Genomic DNA, 18,781 nt, shown 5'->3' on the forward strand with positions numbered 1-18,781 from the left:
GTTGGTTTGTAAGAAAGAGGCGCCGCTCAGCGCTGGCCGATCTTCATGATTTTCAGCGAGTTGGTGCCGCCCACCTCGCCCATCGGCTCGCCCCAGGTCAGCACGACGGTGTCGCCGCGCCCGACCACGCGGTGTTCCAGCAGCAAGTCTTCCGCCGCCTGCAGCACGGCGTCGCGGTCTTGCGAATGCGGCAATTCCAGCGTGCTGACGTTGCGGTAAAGCGCCAGTTTACGCTGTGTCGAGATGCTCGGGGTCAATGCGACGATGGGCACGTCGATGTGGTGGCGGCTCATCCACAGCGCCGTCGAGCCCGATTCGGTCAGCGTGGCGATGGCCTTCACGCGCAAATGGTGGGCCGTGAACAGGGCGCCGTAGGCGATCGACTGGTCGATGCGGGTGAAAGTCATGTTGAGGAAGTCGGCGTCGAGCTTGCAGCTATCCCATTTCTCGGCGTCGAGGCAGATGGCGGCCATCGCCTCCACCGTCTCGACCGGATACTTGCCCGAGGCCGTCTCGGCCGAGGTCATCACGGCGTCGGTGCCGTCGAGCACGGCGTTGGCCACGTCGGACACTTCGGCCCGGGTCGGCACGGCGTTGACGATCATCGATTCCATCATCTGCGTGGCCGTGATGGCCAGCTTGTTGGAGGCGCGCGCCATCTTGATCATGCGCTTTTGCAGGGCCGGCACGGCGGCGTTGCCCACTTCGACGGCCAGGTCGCCGCGGGCGACCATGATGCCGTCCGAGGCGTCGAGGATTTCCTGCAGCACGGGAATGGCCTCGGCGCGCTCGATCTTGGCGATCATCAGCGCCTTGTGGTGGTATTGCTCGCCGGCGATATTGGCCAGTTGCCGCGCCATTTCCATGTCGGTGGCGTTCTTCGGGAAGGACACGGCGACATAGTCGGCCTGGAAACTCATCGCCGTCTTGACGTCCTCCATGTCCTTGGCCGTCAGCGCCGGCGCCGTCAAGCCGCCGCCCTGGCGGTTGATGCCCTTGTTGTTGGACAACTCGCCGCCTATGCGCACGGTGGTGTGGATGGCGCTGCCGACAATCTTGTCGACGACCAGGACGATCAGGCCGTCGTTGAGCAAGAGCACGTCGGCCGGTTTCAAGTCGCGCGGCAATTCCTTGTAGTCGAGGCCGACGCGTTCCTGGTTGCCCAGCTCGCAGGCGGCGTCGAGGATGAACTTGTCGCCGTTTTCCAGCTGGATCTTGCCGTTTTCAAATTTGCCGACGCGGATTTTCGGTCCCTGCAAATCGGCCATGATGGCCACTTCGCGGCCGCAGCGCGCCGCCGCCTCGCGCACCAGCGCGGCGCGGTCGATGTGGTCCTGCGCCTTGCCGTGCGAGAAATTCAGGCGCACCACGTTCACGCCGGCCCGTATCATCTTGATGAGGGTGTCCAGGTCGCTGGATGCGGGGCCAACGGTGGCTACAATCTTTGTCGCTCTGAGCATGGGGTGTAGCGGCACGGACCCGGGCGGGCGTGCCGTCCTTTCTATATTGGGTGAAATGGCGGGTTTATTGCGCGGCCATCAAGGCCACGGTGGTGTCGAGCATGCGGTTCGAGAAACCCCACTCGTTGTCGTACCACGAAGACACTTTGACCAGGCGGCCGGACACCTTCGTCAGCGTCGCGTCGAAGTTCGACGAGGCCGGGTTGTGGTTGAAGTCGATCGACACCAGCGGTTCGGTCTGGTACGTCAGGATGCCGTCCAGCGCGCCTTGCGAGGCCGCCTTCATCAGCGCGTTGACTTCCTCGACCGTCGTGTCGCGCTTGGCGATGAAGGACAGGTCGACCAGCGAGACGTTGATGGTCGGCACGCGGATGGCGAAACCGTCCAGCTTGCCGTTCAACTCCGGCAGCACCAGGCCGACCGCGGCGGCGGCGCCGGTCTTGGTCGGGATCATGCTCATCGTCGCCGAACGGGCGCGGCGCAGGTCTTCATGCATGACGTCCGACAGCACCTGGTCGTTGGTGTAGGCGTGCACCGTGGTCATCAGGCCGGTTTCGATGCCGATGGCGTCGTTGAGCGGTTTGACCAGCGGCGCCAGGCAGTTGGTCGTGCACGAGGCGTTCGAGATGACCGTGTCGCTGGCCTTCAGCACGCCGTGGTTGACGCCGAACACGACGGTGGCGTCGACGTCCTTGCCGCCCGGCGCGGAGATGATGACTTTCTTGGCGCCGCCCTTTAAGTGGGCCGAGGCTTTTTCCTTGGTCGTGAAGAAGCCCGTGCATTCCAGCACGACGTCCACGCCCAGCTCGCCCCAAGGGAGTTCCGCCGGATTGCGCTGCGCGAACACGCGGATCAGGTCGCCGTTGACGATCATATTCTCGCCGTCGACCGTGACGGTGCCGGGGAACTTGCCGTGCACCGTGTCGTAGCGCGTCAGGTGGGCGTTCGACTTGGCGTCGCCCAGGTCGTTGATGGCGACGATCTGGATGTCCTGCTGCTTGCCGCCTTCGTAGAAAGCGCGCAAGACATTGCGGCCGATGCGGCCATAACCGTTGATTGCAACTTTAATCGTCATACTGTCTCCTTGGGGTTGTTGTACGCTAAGGTGCAGATACGTTTTATCACTCTCTTAACCGCTGTTGCGCAAACCGGCCGCGATGCCGTTGATCGACAGATGGATGCCGGTGCGGGTCTTGTCGTCCTGCTTCCCTTCGCGGAAACGCTGCAGCAGCTCGACCTGCAAATGGTTCAGCGGGTCGATATACGGGAAGCGGTGGCGGATCGAGCGTTGCAGCAGCGGATTGGCCTGCTGTAATTCCTCCTGGCCGGTAATCAGCTTGAGCGCGTCCAGCGTGCGCTGATACTCGGCGCGGATGCGCCCGAAGATGGTTTCGCGCAAGGCCACGTCCTTGACCAGCGCCGCGTACTTGCCGGCGATGGCGATGTCGCTCTTGGCCAGCACCATGTCCATATTCGACAGCAAGGACGTAAAGAATGGCCAGTCGCAATACATTTCGCGCAGCAGGGCCGGGCCGTCGGCCGGATGGGCCGCCAGGAATTGCTGCACGGCCGAGCCGAAACCGTACCAGCCCGGCAACATCAGGCGGCACTGCGCCCAGCTCAAGACCCACGGAATGGCGCGCAAATCCTCGATCGACGTCGATTTCTTGCGCGAGGCGGGGCGGCTGCCGATATTCAAGGCGGCGATTTCCGCAATCACCGTCGATTCCCAGAAATAACGCTCGAAACCCTCCGTTTCATACACCAGCGAACGGTAGGAGCGCAGGGCCTCGGCCGACAATTCCTCCATCGCCGCCAGATAGGCGCCGCTCGGCTCGGCCCGCTGCCGTTGCAGCAGGCTCGATTCGATGGTCGCGGCGGCCAGCACTTCGAGGTTGCGCCTGCCCACTTCCGGATTGGCGTACTTGGCGGTGATGACCTCGCCCTGCTCCGTCAGACGGATCTGCCCCTGCACGGCGCCGGCCGGCTGCGCCAGGATCGCCTCGTAGCTGGGGCCGCCGCCACGGCCGACCGAGCCGCCGCGGCCGTGGAACAGGCGCAGCTTGATGCCGTGCTGCTTGAACGCCGTCACCAGATCGATTTCCGCCTTGTAGAGTTCCCAGCCGGAAGTCAGGAAACCGCCATCCTTGTTGCTATCCGAATAACCGAGCATCACTTCCTGCTGCTTGCCGCGCGACTCCAAGAGGCGCCGGTACAAAGGCAGGCTGAAGGCGCGGGCCATGATCGCCGGGCCGGCGCGCAAGTCGTCGATGGTTTCAAACAAGGGGATGATGTTGACGGCCAGCGTGCCATGTTGCTGGTTCAGCAAGCCCACTTCCTTCAGCAGTAGCGCCACCTCCAGCAAATCGGACACGCTGGCGGCCTTGGAAATGATGCAGTTCGGCACGGATTCCGGGCCGTACTTGGCGTGCGCCTCCTTGATCGCGCTGAAAATGTCCAGCTCGGACACGGTTTCCTCGGAATATTTCAGATAGGGCGAGGCCAGCAGCCGCGGCGAGTTCAACTCGGCCAGCAACAAGTCGACGCGCTGGTCTTCCGACAAGCCGGCATAGACCAGGCCCGGGCGCACGCTGGCGAACAATTCGCCGACGACGCGCTCGTGCACGTCCGAATTCTGCCGCAGGTCCAGCGGCGCCAGGCTGAAGCCGAACACCTTGACGGCGCGGCGCAACTGGCGCAGGCGGCCGCGCGCCAGCGTGCGCAAGCCATTTTGCACCAGCGAATGGTGCACGATGTCGAGCTCGTCGAGCAGGTCGGCGGCCGAGGCATACGCCGCCTCGCCGGGCGCGCCCGGCTGGCGCGGCGCGTCGGCGCCGGCCGCCATGCCGGCGCGAGTCGCCTCCAGGCGGGCGTGGATGCCGTAGATGGCGCGGCGGTAAGGTTCGTCGAGGCGGTGCGGCGACTGGTCGGCCGAGCGCTCGGCCAACTGGCGCAGCGTCTCCGTGCAGGCGCTCAGCGTTTGCGCCAGCGACAATTGCGAGGCCAGCTTGTGCAATTCGCCCAGGTAGAAGTCGAGCGCCTTGTCGGCCTGGCGCCGCAAGGTGCTGCGCAGCACCGTCGCGGTGACGAAGGGATTGCCGTCGCGGTCGCCGCCTATCCAGCTGCCGACCTTCATAAACGTCGGCAACTCGGCGTCGGCCCAGCGTTCGTCCTGCTGCGCCAGCAAGGTTTCCAGCGACGAATACATCTGCGGCAATTCCGTCAGAATCGTATGGTCGAAGAAGGACAGGCCGTTTTCCACCTCGTCCATCACCGACAGCTTGGTCGTGCGCAGCAGCCGCGTTTGCCACAAGGTCATGATGCCGCGGCTCAGGGCCTCCTCGTTGTGCTCGGCCTCCTCCGGCGTCATCTGGTAACGGTCGCGTTCGTTCAGCAGGCGCGCGATGGCCATCTGGCAATTCAGGATGCTCTTGCGCTGCACCTCGGTCGGATGGGCCGTGAAGACGGCGCCGACATAGGCCTCGTCGAAAAAGCCGTGCAGCGCGTCGGCCTGGTCGGCGGCGAACACATTGCTGACGGCGTTCGCCAGGCTGCCCTGGCGCGGCTTCGAGCCGGCGATCAAATGGGCGCGGGTGCGGCGGATATGGTGCTGGTCTTCGGCGATATTGGCCAGCAGCGAAAAATAACTGAAGGCGCGTATCAGCTGCGTGGTTTCTTCCTGCGACAGCGCCTGCAGCGAATCGGCCAGCTGGCGGCGCGCCTGCTCGTCATGGTCGCGGCGGAAACGGATCGCCAACTGGCGCACATTCTCGATGCGTTCGAAGGCAACATCGCCGAGATGGCTGCGGATCGCATCGCCGAGCAGGCGGCCCAGTTGCCGGATATCGCCGCTGAGCAGCTTGTCTTTCACTTCATCTATAGATTGCATGTCTACCACTCAGAAGGGACCGGAGCGAAGCCGGAGCCCGGTTTAACAACTCATTGGCAGCAACAACGACAAGCGCGAGCGCTGCCCCAACAGCGACTATGTAAATTTACTACTTATTTTACGTAAAAGCAATTGACTTCCGTAATGATTCCGACAAATCCCAACAGCCGGGGACAGACCACGATTTTCTGGGAATATTTTCAGGGCCGCGAGCCGGCGGCGCTATGTGCCCTGGCGCACGGTGAACTCATCCTTTTCGCGCTATCGTGGGCTTCTTGTCGGCGCCATCACGCGGACCCAGGGAGGGGAAAATGCACGTCATTATCAGCCTGATCATCTACCTCGTCGTGCTGGGGCTCATTTGGTGGCTGGTCAGCATGCTGCCGCTGCCCGCGCCGGTGGCCCAGATCGTCCGGGTGCTGTTCATTATTCTGCTGATCCTGGTGATCCTGTCGGTGTTCGGCATCATTCCCGGCGGCTATCTGCCGCGTTTGAACCTGTAGATGGGCGATTTTGCTGCGCCGCGTCAAGCGAACTGATGGGGAAATGCTGCCTAGGTTACAATGCGTCAATCAATTTTGACCAATAAAGCGGCCCGGCAAAAGCTTGCATCAGATGTCTACGCGGGCGGGAGACGGCCGCACGCATGTACATGAAATTATTCTCGATTCTCGCGCTGGCCCTTGTCAGCGCGCACGCAGGCGCCAGCGCCGTCGCCAAGGAAACCGCCGAACTGGGCTGGAGCACCTCGGCCGAACTGGGCGCCATCACCACCTCGGGCAACACGGTCGGCACTTCCGTCACCGGCAAAATCGACGCCAGACAGGAATTGAACAACTGGAGCAACGACTACGTTTTCTCCGGCTATTTCAAGGAAGATGAAAATACCCAGGACGACGGCAGCAAGGTCAAGGAACGCTCGGCCCAGCGCTTTTCGCTGTCGGCCAAGGCCGCCTTCAAGCTGCTGGAGGACCGCGAGAAGCTGTTCGTGCTGGCCTCGCACGTCAACGACAAGTTCGGCGCCTATACGCGCTACACGACGCTGGGCATCGGTCACGGCTCGCGCTGGTACGCCTCGGACAACAAGAGCGTCGACGTCGAGATCGGTCCCGGTTATTTCACCGGCATACGTCCCGATGGCGAAACCGAGCGCGGCTTTACGGTGCGCGGCGCGGCCGCGCTGAAGTGGAAAATCAGCCCCTCGGCCGTGTTTTCGCAGACCTTGAGCGTCGAGCGCGGCACCTCGAACATCCATTCGAGCGCGGAAGCGGCGATCAGCACCAAGATCAACGGCACCATGCAGATGAAGGCCGCCTTTATCGCCCGCAACGACACCGTTGTGCCGGAAGACAAGAAGAACACCGACACGCAGACCTCGGTGACCTTGGTGTATTCGTTCTGACGCTCACGTCCACAACGCAATAAGCTTGCGGCGCAAGTCCACGAAGGTGCCCGGCACGAGCCCGCCGTCCTTGTCGAACACCAGCGCGGCCAGCGGCGCGTAGCCGTGCGCGACGCCGCGCGCCCCGACCCAGGCCGGCAGCGTGGTGTCGGGATGGGCCGGATCGGGCTGGCGCGGCCATTCGATGTCGCCGCTGCCGCTGCGCGCCGGGATCAGCCAATAGTCGCCGGTATGATATTGCTCGCCCGCCTGGAACCTGACCTGGATGCCGTCTTCCAGCTTCAGCCACAGGCCGGCCGGTGTGGCGTCGACCTGCACCAGCGGCGCGCCGCCCTCGGCCAGTTTGGCGGCGGCGGCGTCGAGGCGCTGGTCCCAGCGCCGCAGCAGCGGATGGCGGGCGCGGTTGTTGCCGACGCCGGCGCCGGCCTGCCCTTCCAGCGTCACGGTCAGCGTTTCGCTGTCCGTTTCCAGCACGCGCAGCAGCGGCTGGGCGTCGTTGCGCAGCACATAATCGTCGTCGACCAGTTCCACCCAGTCGTCCTTGGCCAGCCCCAGCTTTCTGTCGCGGCCGAAATCGTCCAGCGTCACGGTGGTCACATTGCTGGCGCCGTTGACGTGGACGTCGCTGACGGCGAAGGTGACGGAGCCGTTTTCGCGCGACCATTTGAAAGTCGCCGCCTGGTTCCGGCCGTTCTCGCCGTTGGCGTCCCAGGCGACGCCGCCGCGGTGGATTTCCACGCGGTACAACTGGTTTTCAATACCACGGTAGCGGTTGTCGGCCGGCACGACGCAGGCGTCGGAAACGTCCTTGCTCCGCGGCACGGCCGCCATCAGCCTGCCCTTGTTGGCCTGGTACAGGCCCTGATTCTCTAAAAAACTGCGGAAAACGCTGTAATCGTTTTTGAATTGTATGTCGTCGCCCCGCTCGCTGGACAGCGGCGCCAGTTTCGCCTGCCATTCGACGCGCGCGCGCGTGGCCGTGTCCGGCCCGAGCAGCGCCGTTTCGCGTATGCCCGGCGCCTCGTTGCAACTGATGTGGCGCTCCCAGACGTCGAGATAGATCAGGTAGGCGCCCTGCTCGATCGCCGGCAGCGTCGGGTTGACGCCGTGCCCGGACTGCGCGGCATAGGCGACGCCCTCGCTTTCGCACAGGATGCCGTTGACGTAGTAGTTGCCGGCGCCGACGAGGAAGTCGAAAGGCACGCCCTGGCCATCGGGATTCTTGTGCTGCTGCACCAGAAACGCCGGGTCCAGGCCGCCGTGCGGCCCGATCAGGTCGGCGGCGAGCGATCTCAGGTAATGCAGCGCAATGTCGGCCTGCTCGTTCCAGTCGGCGTCCAGTTGCACCCTGCCCTGCTGCATCAGCACGCGGCTGAAATGCTGGAGAGGGTCGAAGGTGTTGCGGGTGAAATCGCCTTTCATGCCTATCTCCTCGGTATATGCCTCTATGTCGTGCGCGCCGGCCGGCGCTAATTTGCAAAAATGATGCCGACATCCATGCTCGCGGGCGTGTATTCGTCCAGGCGGGCGCGCAGATTCGCCTCGCGCTGCGGCTGGAACAGGTCGTGGAAGGCGCCCATTTCCGACTCGTCGTCGGCGCCCTGGCGTATCTCGGCGGCGCAGTCCCGCGCCAACTGGCAATACGCCGGCGTGCCGTAGCGCATGCTGGTGAAGAGCGGGCGCACCCGCGCCGCCTCGCGGCGCTTTTCGGCGTCGCGCTCGGCGGCGGGGGCGCCCGGCATCGCCTCGTCGACGGCGGCGGCGCGCAAGTCCGGTTCGCAGTGGAAGCGGCGCGGCGTGCGCGAAGCCGGGCTGACGTAGCAGAAGCGCAGGCAGCCGGTTTGGCGCCGCGCCAATTGCAGCGGCCCCATGAAGATGCTGTTTTCGGCCAGTTCCAGCGCGTGCGCGGCGACGCTGCCCAGCACCGTGCTGCGGCTCAGCGACAGGCTGGCGAAGGCGATGCCGCCCTCGTCGCCCTCGATGGCGGCCAGCGCCAGGCCGGTGGCGTCGACGATGCTGTCGCTGATGGCGATGCGCGCCGGGTCGCCCAGCACCTCGCTGGCGCTGACGCGTATCGTGCCGACGATGCTGTGTTCGATCTTGAACGCGGCGCGGCTGTCGATGATTTCCAGGCTGGGCTCATTGGGGCGCTGCGGCTCGCAGTCGCATTCCAGGCCCCAGCCCGGCACCAGCGTGCAGTGGCGTATCGTCACGTCGCACAGGTCGTCGGCCGCTTCGGCCGGGTCGGCTTCGGCGGCGCCCTCGGCGCCGTAGTCGCGGCCGCCATAAACCTGGATGCCGCGTCCGCTGATGAGCAGGCCGTCCAGCACCAGCCGGCTGCCGGCCTTGCCGCGCACGCTGAAGGCGTCGGCCTGGTCCGGCAGGTAGTCGAGCAGGCGCAGCACCGGCCGGGTCCAGCCGGTGGTGTCGCCGTCCGGCCGCAGCGGGCGCTGGCCGGCGCGGATTTGCAGGCTTTCGCCGGCGCCCAGCGTGACGGCCAGTTGCTCGCTGTAGACGCCGCTGTCGACGATTTCGATGACGGCCGCGCGCGCCAGCGGGTCCGCCTCGCGCAAGTCGTGCCAGGCTTGCAGCGCGGCGTTGATGCTGTCGAGCTTTTCGCCGTGGCCGACGCGGAACAGCGCCGCGCCCTTCGGCTGCGACAGCGGCCGCGGGTACTCGCCGCCGCCCATGTCGGCGCTGAAGGCGTAGCGGTAGCTGACCCAGACGCGTTTCGGCACCCGCCGCTGCGGGAACATGATGCGCCCCAGTTGCGGGTCGAGCGCCACCTGTCCGGCGGCGACCTTGTAGCGCCAGCTCGACAAATCGGCCGCGACGACCTGTTCGGCGGGCACGGCCACCATCTCGGCCTTTTTCTGCCAGGCGACCATAATCAGCAGGCTGCGCTGCGCTCCGTAGATGTCGGGCGACGCCTGCGGCGGCAAGCCGGACGACGGCGGACGGAATTCCAGCGCGCGGCGGCGCAGCGGCACCGGCAGATTCAATTCGCCTGCAATCTGGCTGGCCGACGCTTCCGGCAGGGGGCGGTTGTAGAGCGGCGTGTCGTGGCCCAGCACATTGAAGGTGAAGCAATGCGCGCCAACGTCCTCCAGGCAGTTCGCCCGCGCCTGCGTCAGCGGATAGGTTTTCAGGCGCCAGACGAACAGGCCGACGCTGGGGATGTTGTGGCGCCCCGGCGTGCGCGTCGAGGCGATGCGGCGCACGTCGACGTTGTGGGCCTGGACGTCGAAGGGGCCGCCGATCAGGTCCAGCGCCGCGCCGCGGCGCAGATTGACGGTGCCGCCCCGCTCCAGGCGCCGGTGGTTCAGGTGCTGGGTCCAGCCCAGCAGGCTGAAGAACTCGACGGCGCGGGCCGGCCAGCCGGCGCCGTCGCCGGCCAGCAGTTCCAGCAGCGCCAGCGTGCCCTTGCGGCGCCGCGCCGCCAGCGTGTTGGCGATTTCCCGGCGCGGAAACACAGCCTTGTTCAAGCCGCGCGCCTGGGCGCCGCCGGCCGGGCCGCTGGCGCGCGCCGCGTTGACGGTGCGGTAGCCGATCAGGTCGCCGATATACGGCGCCACCCAGTCGTCGCAGGTTTCGATGAACCAGTTGTCGTAGAGCCGCGCGATATCGCTCTCCAGCACCGTGGCCTGGCCGGCGATGACGGCCAGCAGCGCCTTCAGCGGATACCCCTGCTCGGCGTCGCGCATGCGCTGCACCAGCGGCAGCAGTTCGTACAGGCGGTCGGGATTGCGGTTCATGCTGCGATCTCCTGCAAAATCAGCGTGTCGGCCACGTCCGGCGCCAGGTAGGCGATCTGCGCCGGCTGCAAGGCGCCGTCCTCGACGCCGCCCAGCGAGATAGCGATGCGCTGGCGCAGCTCCAGCTGGGCCGCCTGGACCGACTTGAAGCCCTCCAGCAGCGCCGCTTCCGAAATGGCGTCGAAGACGTCCAGGTCGACCCAGGCGACGCCGCGCACGCCCTGCAGCACGGCGATGGCGGCCGAGGCGAACAGGTCGCGCCCCAGTTCCAGCGCGTCGAAGCCGAATGCGGCCAGCATCGCCCGGCGTAACTGCGCTTCGACGGCCTCCCACAGGTAGTCCGGCTCCAGCCGCACGCGCGCCGCCACCACCAGCGCCAGCCGTTCGCGCACCTGCAGGCGGATCGGCAGGCTCGGGTCGCCGAGGCGGTGCAGCGCGGCGCGCAGGTTGCGCAGCAAGTCCGAGCTGGCGTCGATGGGAATATCGTCGGCGCCGGCTATGCTCAGGTGTACCACCTCGCGCCGCCCGTCCGAGCGGGCCGTGGCGCTGGCCTTGCCGACGCCGCCGAAGGTGCGGGCGAAATCGGCGTGGTCCTGCACCGACACCAGCCGGTCCAGCGCCATCACGGCCAGCGGCGCGTTGGCGCGCGCCTGGTCGCGGCTTTCCGGGTCGGCGCCGCCGGACGCGCGCAGCGGATTGATGACGCTCTTGGCCCCCAGCGGACGGGTGGCCAGCAGGCTGATTTGCTCGGCCTTGACGTTGCCCGGCTTGCCGATGCCATTGCGGTAGACGGCGCGGACGTTTTCCTGGCCGCCGGGCAGGCGCGCGCCGGCCCGGCCGTTGCCGAAGACGACGGCCGTCTTGCCGTCGTCGCCGGTGCGCGTGACGAATTTGCGCTCCCGCGGTCCCAGTCCGGCCAGCGTGTCGGCCTCGTGCCACTCGATGTCGTTGACGCGCAGCGTCAGGCTGGACGCGACCCCGGCCGCCGTGGGCGCCGACACATACGTCAGCGGCGCCTGCTTCAGCGTGAAACTCTGCAGCGCCTTGGCGGCATCGCCGCTGCCGAGTATCTCCTGGCGCGTCTCGCCGTGCGTCGCCTTGACGACGTTGGCGCGGATTTTCACCGTCGCGCGCTTGAATTTGTACGCCAGCGCGTTGGCGAACTCCAGATAGGTGTGCACGCTCTCGCCCGGCAGCGCGATCAGATTGTCGCCCTGGACCAGCGCCACGGGCGGCGCCGCCGCGCCCGCCGCCGCGACGATCTCCGTCAGCAAGCCCCCCGGGCCGGCGCCGGCGGCCGCCAGGCCGGGGTTGGGATTGGGCGGCGCGGCCGCCGCCACCCGCACGACGTCCTGGGTGACGCCGCTCAGCATCAGCAGCTCGCTGGCCATGACCCCGGCGACGGCGCGCCCGCGGTCGTCCTTGACGTCGCTGCGTTCGCCCGACACGATCACCCAGCGCCCCGCCTCCAGCCCCTCGTACAGGCCGGCCAGCTCGACGTGGTCGCCGCACACGTCGTCGCCGATCGGCATCTCGGCCAGTTCCAGCTTGTCGCTGTGCGCATACACGACGGTGGCGCGGATCGCGCTGAAGTCGTCGCCCTTGTCGGGCGACTTGCGGTTCGGCTGCTCGATCCAGACGCCGTCGGACATGTTGCTGGCCTGCAGCAGCGGGACGCGGGTGGTCTTGCCGGTCATGCCGTACTCGGCCCGCGTGCGCGTGGTGTCCGGCTTGCCGGCCCAGAAAAATTGGGTTTGCTGGGTCGTCAGCATGCTCACATACGGCGTGCTGACGATCAGCCAACTGTTCGGCAAAATCTTCTCATAGGCGGCGTCCAGGTACACCGCACTGCGTTCCTCATGGTAGATCAGGGTGCTGGTCGGCACGGTGGTGCCGCCCAACACCTCCTCGACGACGGGCCAGTCGCCGATGACCGTCACCTCGCCACTTTGCGACACACGCGTGCGCTTTTGCGCGTTGTGGCCGAACAGCGGCGCCTGGATGCGCATGGCGAACACCTCGACCGGCTCCGGCTTGCCGGCCGGGGCGTGGCGCCACGCCTGGTACAGGCTGCGCGAGAGCGCCGGCCGCAGGCTCGCCAGCAGGCGCGTCTTGATGTCCGAACGGGGCGCGTAGGTGGCGCCGACCTGCCGCGCCAGGCGTTTGCTGTTGGCGGGCTGCAGCGAGCGCGGCCGCAGCAGCGCGGGAATCAGCGGCCCCACGGCGGCCTGGCTCAACACCGCCATATTGGCGCCGGCGCTCAAGCCGAACTCCTTCTCGAACAAATCCAGTAACGCGTTTTCATTGAGCAGGCCGATGCCCAGATAGCGGAACGCTTCCAGGAAGTAGGCGCTCAGCCAGGCCCGCACCTCCTTGTCGCCCAGCTTCAGCAACGCGGTGCCGGCCAGCTTGAAGGCCATGTATTTCACTAGCACGCTCTTGTAGTCGTCGGCCTGCTGCCCTTCGAGTTCGTCGCTGGACTCGATGTAATCGTCCAGCTCCGGCAGCAACGTTTCCAGCGCCAGGTGCAAATCGAACAGGCTGTCGACGACGGCAATCTGCAGCGGGTCATTCTTCGGCAGGCAGCGCCACTCGACGTCGGCGTAGGCGGCGCTGATGTCGCTCCAGGCCGTCAATATAGGTTTCAGCTTGGTCGGCAGTTGCAAGCTCACCAGCGTTTCGTTGGCGGCGCTGTCGGGCGCCACCGCGGCGACCTTGCGCATGACTTGCTGGCCCGGCTGCCGGCCGAAGGTCAGCAGCAGCACATCGTTCCTGGCCAGGCCGATGGCGGCCCCCTTGAAACGCATCTGCTCCAGATAGCTGGCGTTCGACGCCAGCAGCCGCAGCGGCCGCTGCATGCGCGGCCCCAGCTCGTTCCATTCGACGCGCGCGCTCAGCGGCTCGGCCGTCTCGAAAGCCTGCATCTGCTCGCCAGGCGCCGGCACGCTGTTGACGCGCGCGCCCTTCGGTATCTCGACGGGCACCGCGTCCTTTTCCAGCGCGTAGGCGAGGTAGACGCTGGCGGCGACGCCGGGCCGCAGCGCGTAGCCGACCAGCCGCGCCAGCTCCAGCACGGAGCGGCGTTCCGTGGCGCAGCGCAGATAGCCCTCGTTGGCGATGCGCTCCTGGTAAAAGCTCAGCACGTCGGCGCCGACGGCCCAGGCGTCGAGCAGCGCGATCGAGAAGTCGGACGGCTCGCGGGTTTTCAGGCCGGCCAGGTCGAGCCGGCCTTCATGGCCCATTTGCCGGCCGGCCTCCTGGAAAAAGGCCGCACTGGACAATTGCGCGCGCATGCTGTCGAAGAAGGTGGCATAGGTGCCGACGCGATAGCGCAGCGCGCCCAGGCCGGCGCGGTTGCTACGGTCCAGCGGCGTCAGCACTTGCGGCCCCAGGCAGCAATCGCAGGGTACATCGCTCATCGTCCACCTCCGAGTATCAAGGTCAGGGCGCCGTTTTCCGGGAAATCCGGGTCGTTGTCGAGTTGCGCGATTTCCGTCGGCCCCAGCGCCAGCGTGCCCTCGGCGATGGCCGGGTCCAGCTGCGGCGTGGCCGCCAGCGGATCGTCCGGCACGTCCAGGCGCTGCAGGCGCAGCACCTTGACGCGCTCGACGCCTTCGACGCCGGCTGCGGCGGCGACGATGCGCGACAGGTGCAGGCCGTCGCCGAAGCTCAGGCGGTCCGGGTGGAACAGGCCCCGTTCGCCGTTCGGCAACTGGCGGTTGCCCAGCACCTGCTGCAATCTGGCGCGCACCTCGCCGCGCGTGTAATGGGCCAGCACACAAATGTGCAGCGTCAGGGAAATCGGCACATAGCGCGCCTGCACCACGGCGAGGTCGTGGCCGATGCGCCGGTAAGGCTGCAAGGCCGCCTCGATCTCCTCGCGCAGCGGCTGGACCAGCGTTTCGACGCCCAGCGGATCGACCGCCACCCTGGCCTCGTACCAGCTGCCGGTCCAGCTCAGGTCGGCGGCGGCGCGCTGGATGCTGGCGTTCTGCTGGGCCAGCTCGGCGTAGTCGGCGGCCGTGACGGCGCGCAGGCGCTGCTTGCGGAAGGCGCCCGGTGCGAACAGCTTGACTTCGGCCAGCGGCTCGGGCTCGACGCCGCCCTGCGCCGGCAGCGGGTTGCGCACCATCAGCGCGGCGCCGTCGATCAGGCCGGGCCGGTACACCATATAAGTGATGGCGTCGCGCCCGACATTGCCGGCGGCGCCGCCGCCGACCCGGTAGCGCGTGTCGAAGACGGCGCCGGCGGCCGGCTGGCGCCCCAGCTCACCGTCGCCAAAGCGCAGGTGGGCATTGCGCTCGTCGTCCATTTCGACGACGAAGTGGCGCTCGCCGACGCCGCTGGCGAGCAAATCGTAGCGCGCCTGCCAGCCCGCATCGGCGGCGCCGGCCTGCCGCTGCGCCAGTGCCAGATCCGGCAGCGCCTGGCGCGGGTCTTGCGCCAGCATGGCCTGTGCCGAGGCCGACGGCTGGAACGGCACGCGGTAAGTGAGTGCACGGTGTTTCAGGCGCGGACGGAAGGGCTGCGGCACGCTGCTGGTTTCGATGACGCTGCCCTCGCAGGCGCACTCGCCCAGCTCCGTGCGCACCAGCACCGGCCCGAGCGGATCGGGCGGCGCGCGGCGGCCGTGGTCGACCAGCACGACATTGCCGCGCGCGACCGTGATGTCGGCGATCCGCGCGCAGTCGTACTGCGCCGGAAGCCGCGCCGACAGGCACAGCGAGAACGGCAAGGCGTCGCCGGCCGCCCACTCGATTTCCAGCACCGGCTGGCGGAACAACTGGTCCAGCGCCGGCGTCACGCTGGTCAGCAGCACGGCGTGGCGGCGCGCCGGATCGGCGTCGGCCGGGGCGCCCGTCGTCGCGCCCTTGACTTCCTCGAAGATCAGCACGTCGCCGGCGTGCAAGTCCAGCACCCGCCCGGCGTCCGGCGCCGCCTCGTCGTCGCTCCACTGCGGCCCGTCGATCAGGCTGGCGCGGGTGGCCCCCCTGGACAGACAGCATTCGGTGTCACCCCAGGTATAGAAGTGCATCGTGCTGTGGGCGGCGCGGGCGCGTATGCCTTCCGCCCCGCCGGCGGCGACGGGCTCGAAGACGTCGTAAGCCTGCGGCGGGTATTTCGCCAGCAGTTCGTGCGGCAGCACCCTTCCCTGCTCGGCTTCCAGCGCGGCGAAGCCGGTGATGAAGTAGCAATCCACCAGCAGCAAGGGGCCGATATCGCTGTCCGTGTCCAGCGTCACGAAGGCGCGCGCGTTGCAACCCTCGTGCATGCGGTAGTCGATCAGGCGCACGTGGCGGCGCACCGAGATGCGCTGGCGCGCCGTGTCCAGATAGGCTTCGGTGGCGACGGCGTCCTGATAATAGCTGAGGTAGTCGGCCGTGTAGGCCAGCAGTTCCACCAGCGTCACGCCAAGGTCGGGGACGTGGCGCTCCTGCCAACCCGGCATCGTCAGCGCCATGCGGTCCAACATCATCTGGCGCAGGCTGGCGTAGTCCTTGGCAAGGTAGTCGATTTCGGGCGCCGGCGCGAACGCCGGCGGGCAGTCCGGCTGCACGCGGCAATCCTGGTCGGCGGCGCAGTCGAGGCGGAAACGGAAGTCGAGGCAGGCGTAACGCGGGTCGAGGCCGGGAAACGGCCGGTAAGCCGCCCCTTCCTGCGCCGTCACCCGCTCGACGAAGCACAGCCGGTAAGTCGAGTAGTCGCCGATCCTGTCCAGCGTGATGCGCAGGCAGTCGTCCTGGTCCGGGTCGCCGGAACGGTCGATCTCCACCCTCAGCACGCGGAGGTCGCGGATGCGCCGGCCGCCTTCGATGCGCACGTTGGCGACGCCGATACCCTCGGGGATGCTACCGAAGAAGTGCACGCACAGGTAGCGCTGCTCGTCCGACACTTCGAGAAAGTCGACGCCATTCCAGCGCGGATGCTGGAACAGGTGGCGGCGGCGCCATGACTGGCGGCAGGCCAGGTCGCTAGATCGCATTGCCCACCTCCCTCACAAAACTGGCGCGGCGCGTTTCGCCGCCACGGCGCAGCGCGTAGACGACGTCGATGCTCAGCGTGCCGTCGCGGCTGAGCACCTCCAGCTGGCGCACCTCGATCAAATCGCCCAGCCAGCGCTGCAAGCCGGCCTGTATGGTGAATTGCAGTGCCGTCGCCAGCTCCGGGCTGTTCGGCTCGAACACCTTGGCCAGCAGGCCGCTGCCGAAATCGGGCCGGTTGACGCGCTCGCCGGCGTTGGTGAACAAGAACTGCTCGATCATGTCGCGGATATGGTCGGCGTCGTCGGTGCCCGCGGTGCGGCCCCGGCTGTCGAAATGAAACGGGAAATCGATATTCATCACGTCCCCTTGACCCTGAGCTGTGTCACGACGATATTCAGCGGCGTGCCCGTCGGCACGCAGGTGGCCTGGCTGTCCTGCAGCAGCACCGGCACGCCGCCGGCGCGCACCCGCGTCGCCGCGCTGAGCCACTGGGCGCTGACGCAAGGCCCGTTGCCGGCCGTCGGCGGCGGCAGCGCGCAGCCGGCCACCACGTGCGGCGCCGCCTGCGTGACGATAGGCTGGCCGCCGACGCGCACGCGCGGGTTCGGCGCCGTCGCCTGCGCCTGGCCGCCATGCGCGCACAGGACCGTGGCGCCCACATGCAACAGGAATCCGGCCATCACATCACCTCCAGCGCGCTGCCGTTGATCGACACTTGCGGGCCGCTCAGCTTAATGCTGGCGCCCATGCCGTTGTCGATCTCGATGCCGGTGGCGCTGATCACCACCTTCATGCCCAGCGTCGTCTCTATCTTCACGCCGCCGGCTCCCGGCATGTCGTTCAAGGTCACGGTGACGGCGTCCGTCTTCAGCACCTTCATCTCGGCCACGCCGGGCGAGGCCGGCACTTCGCCCTGGGCCCAGAAGCAGCCGGTCCAGATCGGATAGTCGGGGTCGCCGTGCTCGAACTCGATCCACACCCAGGCGTCGGTCGGCGGCACCAGGAACAGGCCGACGCTTTTGCCGGCGTAGGGCAGCGCCGGCAGCGCCCAGCCGCTCTCATTGTCGCCAAAGACGTCCTGCACCTTGGCGCGCACCCGCCCCAGCATCAGCGGGTCGCGATTGTCGCTGACGACGCCGCGGAACTTGCCGAACAGGGGGCCGGCCGGCGCGCTCATGGCAGCACCAGCGGCAGCATGGCGCCACGGCCCTCGCGCGTCAGCGAGAACGCCTGCTTGTATTCGCCGCGCTTGATGCGGTGCGTCACCTCGCGCACGTAGTAATTGCCGTCGTAGCTGAAGCCGACGCCGCGTACGCCGACCAGGCGGCGCGCCCGCAACGCCTGGCCGTAGCGCACGGCGTCGACCTCGCCGCTGCCGGTGACGGCGTCGCCCGACTGCGTCGCGCTGGCCATCGCGCGCAGGCCGGCCTGCACCGGGTTCAGGTTGGCGCTGTCGCGCGGCAAAGTGGTGCGCAGCGAGCCGGCCGGCCGCAGCGCCAGCGGCGGATGCAGGCTGGACGGCAGCGGAATGGCGATGGCCATTTTGCTGAAGGGCTCGACGATGGTCACGCGCGGCTGGGCCGGTCCCAGCGCGTCGTAGCTGAAGTTGATCGGATTGTCGACGTTGCTGTCGGCGCCCATATTCATCGTCAGCGCCGGCTGCGGCATGCCGATGCGGTTGTCGATGCCCCAGTAGGCCGTGTTAACGCCGGGGATGGGGGTCGGCTCGATATAGAAGACGAAGCCGTTGCGCCGCGCCAGTTCCTTGATGTAGTCCAGGTCGCTGCCCTGCTGCGAGGGTATGCGGTCGATCTGTATCGGCACGTCGGTGGTCGGCGTCACCTGCGGCACCAGGCCCAGCGTCGCATAGCCGGCGATCAGCCGGGTGACGATGATGGAGTCGGGCTGGTTCGGATAGGTTTCATTCTTTTCCTCCAGGCTGAGCTTGACGCTGATGTCCTTGCCAAACACGTGCAGCGTCGATTCGCCGGGCCGGTTGCTGGGCGCGACCTGGTGGTTGGTGATGATGCCGTCGATGAGAATCTGCGGCATCACGCCGATGAAGACCATGATGATGACGCGGCTGGGCGGATCGAGCAGGCCGCTGAGCAGCAGGCCGTAGTCGAGCAGCGCATCCTTGCCGAGGCTGAAGCTGATCTTGAAACCGTCGAAATCCTGGTCGCGGTTGGTCACTTCCAGGCTCACCAGCGCATCCATCAGCGGATACGGCGCCGGCAGCGGCAGCGTCGGGCCGATCAGCAGTTGTAAACGCACTCCCAGGCTGGGCATCG

13 protein-coding genes are annotated in these 18,781 nt (G+C 67.1%); 2 read left to right on the forward strand and 11 right to left on the reverse strand.

Translation table 11 applies throughout. From position 1 onward, the window contains the following. Positions 1-26: 26 nt before the first annotated feature. From pyk to ppc, 3 genes are all read right to left on the reverse strand, one after another. Positions 27-1,460, reverse strand: coding sequence for a pyruvate kinase (pyk, locus tag OIK44_RS05260; protein ID WP_273669648.1), 1,434 nt, complete (start codon positions 1,458-1,460; stop codon positions 27-29). A gap of 64 nt (positions 1,461-1,524) precedes the next feature. Further along, positions 1,525-2,535 carry a type I glyceraldehyde-3-phosphate dehydrogenase gene (gap, locus tag OIK44_RS05265; protein WP_273669649.1) on the reverse strand — a complete coding sequence of 337 codons (1,011 nt, stop codon included), beginning with the start codon at positions 2,533-2,535 and terminating at the stop codon, positions 1,525-1,527. A 54-nt stretch (positions 2,536-2,589) separates the two neighbouring features. Then, on the reverse strand, positions 2,590-5,349 hold the full coding sequence (gene ppc, locus OIK44_RS05270) for a phosphoenolpyruvate carboxylase (RefSeq protein WP_273669650.1): 2,760 nt from the start codon (positions 5,347-5,349) through the stop codon (positions 2,590-2,592). A gap of 311 nt (positions 5,350-5,660) precedes the next feature. Here ppc and OIK44_RS05275 point away from each other — a divergent pair, with 311 nt between their 5' ends. Together OIK44_RS05275 and OIK44_RS05280 are read left to right on the forward strand one after the other, a co-directional pair. Continuing rightward, on the forward strand, positions 5,661-5,852 hold the full coding sequence (locus tag OIK44_RS05275; protein WP_273669651.1) for a Thivi_2564 family membrane protein: 192 nt from the start codon (positions 5,661-5,663) through the stop codon (positions 5,850-5,852). 143 nt (positions 5,853-5,995) lie between these two features. Beyond that, positions 5,996-6,751 (forward strand): DUF481 domain-containing protein, encoded by a 756-nt coding sequence (locus OIK44_RS05280; RefSeq protein WP_420213817.1) that lies wholly within the window; start codon positions 5,996-5,998, stop codon positions 6,749-6,751. A gap of 3 nt (positions 6,752-6,754) precedes the next feature. Here OIK44_RS05280 and OIK44_RS05285 read toward each other — a convergent pair whose 3' ends face one another. Genes OIK44_RS05285 through OIK44_RS05320 form a run of 8 tightly spaced genes read right to left on the reverse strand, consistent with a single transcriptional unit; the run spans position 6,755 to position 18,779 of the window. Next, positions 6,755-8,173: a DUF6519 domain-containing protein gene (locus tag OIK44_RS05285; RefSeq protein WP_273669652.1), complete on the reverse strand. Its 1,419-nt coding sequence runs from the start codon at positions 8,171-8,173 to the stop codon at positions 6,755-6,757. Between the two features lie 47 nt (positions 8,174-8,220). Beyond that, on the reverse strand, positions 8,221-10,506 hold the full coding sequence (locus OIK44_RS05290) for a hypothetical protein (RefSeq protein WP_273669653.1): 2,286 nt from the start codon (positions 10,504-10,506) through the stop codon (positions 8,221-8,223). Next, a complete protein-coding gene (locus tag OIK44_RS05295; RefSeq protein ID WP_273669654.1) occupies positions 10,503-13,925 on the reverse strand; it encodes a putative baseplate assembly protein in 3,423 nt (1,140 codons plus the stop codon). The genes OIK44_RS05290 and OIK44_RS05295 overlap by 4 nt, the downstream gene beginning before the upstream one ends. Further along, on the reverse strand, positions 13,922-16,489 hold the full coding sequence (locus tag OIK44_RS05300; protein ID WP_273669655.1) for a putative baseplate assembly protein: 2,568 nt from the start codon (positions 16,487-16,489) through the stop codon (positions 13,922-13,924). The genes OIK44_RS05295 and OIK44_RS05300 overlap by 4 nt, the downstream gene beginning before the upstream one ends. Then, positions 16,479-16,847, reverse strand: coding sequence for a GPW/gp25 family protein (locus OIK44_RS05305; protein ID WP_273669656.1), 369 nt, complete (start codon positions 16,845-16,847; stop codon positions 16,479-16,481). The genes OIK44_RS05300 and OIK44_RS05305 overlap by 11 nt, the downstream gene beginning before the upstream one ends. Next, positions 16,847-17,170 carry a hypothetical protein gene (locus tag OIK44_RS05310; RefSeq protein ID WP_273669797.1) on the reverse strand — a complete coding sequence of 108 codons (324 nt, stop codon included), beginning with the start codon at positions 17,168-17,170 and terminating at the stop codon, positions 16,847-16,849. Before OIK44_RS05310 ends, OIK44_RS05305 begins: the two co-directional genes overlap by 1 nt. Continuing rightward, complete coding sequence (locus OIK44_RS05315; protein ID WP_273669657.1) at positions 17,170-17,667, reverse strand: phage baseplate assembly protein V; 498 nt, start codon at positions 17,665-17,667, stop codon at positions 17,170-17,172. Before OIK44_RS05315 ends, OIK44_RS05310 begins: the two co-directional genes overlap by 1 nt. After that, positions 17,664-18,779 (reverse strand): phage late control D family protein, encoded by a 1,116-nt coding sequence (locus OIK44_RS05320; RefSeq protein ID WP_273669658.1) that lies wholly within the window; start codon positions 18,777-18,779, stop codon positions 17,664-17,666. The genes OIK44_RS05315 and OIK44_RS05320 overlap by 4 nt, the downstream gene beginning before the upstream one ends. Positions 18,780-18,781: the final 2 nt, after the last annotated feature.

This window comes from Janthinobacterium fluminis (assembly GCF_028595325.1).
Classification (GTDB): Bacteria; Pseudomonadota; Gammaproteobacteria; order Burkholderiales; family Burkholderiaceae_D; genus Janthinobacterium; species Janthinobacterium fluminis.

Excerpts from the sequence above, each read along its gene's own strand:
- pyk (WP_273669648.1), bottom strand. The coding sequence starts at position 1,460 with ATGCTCAGAGCGACAAAGATTGTAGCCACCGTTGGCCCCGCATCCAGC.
- gap (WP_273669649.1), bottom strand. The coding sequence starts at position 2,535 with ATGACGATTAAAGTTGCAATCAACGGTTATGGCCGCATCGGCCGCAAT.
- ppc (WP_273669650.1), bottom strand. The coding sequence starts at position 5,349 with ATGCAATCTATAGATGAAGTGAAAGACAAGCTGCTCAGCGGCGATATC.
- OIK44_RS05275 (WP_273669651.1), top strand. The coding sequence starts at position 5,661 with ATGCACGTCATTATCAGCCTGATCATCTACCTCGTCGTGCTGGGGCTC.
- OIK44_RS05280 (WP_420213817.1), top strand. The coding sequence starts at position 5,996 with ATGTACATGAAATTATTCTCGATTCTCGCGCTGGCCCTTGTCAGCGCG.
- OIK44_RS05285 (WP_273669652.1), bottom strand. The coding sequence starts at position 8,173 with ATGAAAGGCGATTTCACCCGCAACACCTTCGACCCTCTCCAGCATTTC.
- OIK44_RS05290 (WP_273669653.1), bottom strand. The coding sequence starts at position 10,506 with ATGAACCGCAATCCCGACCGCCTGTACGAACTGCTGCCGCTGGTGCAG.
- OIK44_RS05295 (WP_273669654.1), bottom strand. The coding sequence starts at position 13,925 with ATGAGCGATGTACCCTGCGATTGCTGCCTGGGGCCGCAAGTGCTGACG.
- OIK44_RS05300 (WP_273669655.1), bottom strand. The coding sequence starts at position 16,489 with ATGCGATCTAGCGACCTGGCCTGCCGCCAGTCATGGCGCCGCCGCCAC.
- OIK44_RS05305 (WP_273669656.1), bottom strand. The coding sequence starts at position 16,847 with ATGAATATCGATTTCCCGTTTCATTTCGACAGCCGGGGCCGCACCGCG.
- OIK44_RS05310 (WP_273669797.1), bottom strand. The coding sequence starts at position 17,170 with ATGGCCGGATTCCTGTTGCATGTGGGCGCCACGGTCCTGTGCGCGCAT.
- OIK44_RS05315 (WP_273669657.1), bottom strand. The coding sequence starts at position 17,667 with ATGAGCGCGCCGGCCGGCCCCCTGTTCGGCAAGTTCCGCGGCGTCGTC.
- OIK44_RS05320 (WP_273669658.1), bottom strand. The coding sequence starts at position 18,779 with ATGCCCAGCCTGGGAGTGCGTTTACAACTGCTGATCGGCCCGACGCTG.